This is a genomic window from Actinophytocola sp., assembly GCF_036555685.1.
GTDB lineage: Bacteria > Actinomycetota > Actinomycetes > Mycobacteriales > Pseudonocardiaceae > Actinophytocola.
Genome location: NZ_DATBKY010000317.1, coordinates 1 through 1,749 on the forward strand (window position 1 = coordinate 1; position 1,749 = coordinate 1,749).

At 71.0% G+C, this 1,749-nt stretch carries 3 protein-coding genes; all 3 read left to right on the forward strand.

The window, feature by feature from the left end:
- A partial coding sequence (locus tag VH969_RS34225) for a nickel-dependent hydrogenase large subunit (RefSeq protein WP_331982410.1) occupies positions 1 to 846 on the forward strand: 846 nt, incomplete at its 5' end.
- Entirely contained in the window at positions 825 to 1,274 is a 450-nt protein-coding gene (locus VH969_RS34230; RefSeq protein ID WP_331982413.1) for a hypothetical protein, read from the forward strand. The genes VH969_RS34225 and VH969_RS34230, both read left to right, overlap by 22 nt.
- Positions 1,275 to 1,452: 178 nt before the next feature.
- The coding region (locus VH969_RS34235) for a wax ester/triacylglycerol synthase domain-containing protein (RefSeq protein WP_331982416.1) at positions 1,453 to 1,749 on the forward strand (297 nt) is incomplete at its 3' end.

Genomic DNA, 1,749 nt, shown 5'->3' on the forward strand with positions numbered 1-1,749 from the left:
GGCCTCGCCGGCGAGCTGGAGTGGGCCCGCCAGGCGGCGCTGGACACGGTGCGCTGGGTGGCGACGTTCGACTTCCCGGACTTCAGCCGCGACTACGAGTTCGTCGCGCTGCGCGACCCCGCCGGGTACCCGGTCATGGGCGACCGGATCGTCTCCAGCCGCGGCCTGGACATCGCGGCCGAAGACTACGACGCGAACTTCACCGAGTTCCAGGTGCCGCACTCCACGGCGCTGCACTCGGTGCTGGACGGGAGCCGGACATACCTGGTCGGGCCGATGGCCAGGTACAGCATGAACTCCGGACACCTGCCGGAGGCGGCGGCGTCCGCCGCCCGCGCCGCCGGGCTGGGCGCCACCTGCACCAGCCCGTTCCGCAGCATCATCGTCCGCGCCGTCGAACTCGTCTACGCGTGCGAGGAGGCGCTGCGGCTCATCGAGCACTACGAGCCGCCGGACCCGCCATCGATCGACGTGCCGCCTGCGGAGGCGACCGGGTACGGCTGCACCGAGGCGCCACGCGGGCTGCTCTACCACCGGTACCGGATTATCGCGGACGGCACCATCACCGACGCGAAAATTGTTCCCCCGACCTCGCAGAACCAACGGGTCATCGAGACCGACCTGCGCGAGTTCGCCGGACCGCGGCTCGACTTGCCGCACGACCGGCTGACCTGGGAATGCGAGCAGGCAGTGCGCAACTACGACCCGTGCATCTCCTGCTCGACCCACTTCCTGGACGTGCGGGTCCTGAACCGGGCGGGCTTATGCGCGACATCGCGTACGAGGTACGGGGCTTTCTCACGGTCCGCAGGGACTCGCTGCGGGTGCCGCTGCGCGGGTCGCTGACGGTTCATGCAGGTCCGGGCGCAGGGCATTTCACCGGGGACCTCGTCCTGCGCCCGGCGGCCATCGCCCGGAAGGTCCTCGGTGTCAGCCTGTTCGGCGCCACCGTCCGGATCGACGCCGAAGCCCCCGTGGCCGGCCAGATCGACGAGCAAGGGCGGATGTCCGCGACGGTCACGGTTGACGCGGTGCTGACCGCGGTCCGCCTGGCCGGGTGGACGCTGATCGACGGCGGCTCGTGCCGCACCGCCACGCACGCGGTCGTGCCGCTGTGCTCCAGGCCCGGCTTTGACATGGCACGCGGCGGCCGCCTGGCCGGCCGGTACCAGCGGCCGCCGTTCACCGGGTGCGGGCGGCTGACTCCGGTCATCAACCTGCTCGTGGCCGGCTCGGGGAACGCCGCGGTCATCGACCTCATCCCGGGTACATAGCCCGGCGACGAGGGGCCCGCATCGATCGGAATCGCCCGGGTGTGCTCGAGCCGAAAGCCTCCTCCGAGCGGGACGATCGACCCATGCCCGCGGGCTCCGCGCGGCTTACGTTGCTCCTTGAGGAGCCGAGCTGCCAGTCGCGGCGGGCGGGGCGGCGGCATGACGAAACGAGGACACCATGGACAGGTTGAAGCCACTAGACGCAGTGTTCGTCGACGCCGAGGACGAGGATCCGCACACCTCGATGGCGATCGCCTCGATCGCGGTATTCGAGGGGCCGCCACCTTCCCACGAGGAGTTCCTGACCTTCGTCGCCGGGCGCCTGCCGCTGGTGCCCCTCTACCGCCGGAAGCTCCGCACGGTGCCGTTCCGCCTCGGGCGGCCGGTCTGGGTGGACGATCCGGATTTCGACCTCCGCTATCACGTCCGGCGTACCGCCTTGCCGGCGCCCGGAGGGGACGAGCAACTGGCCGGG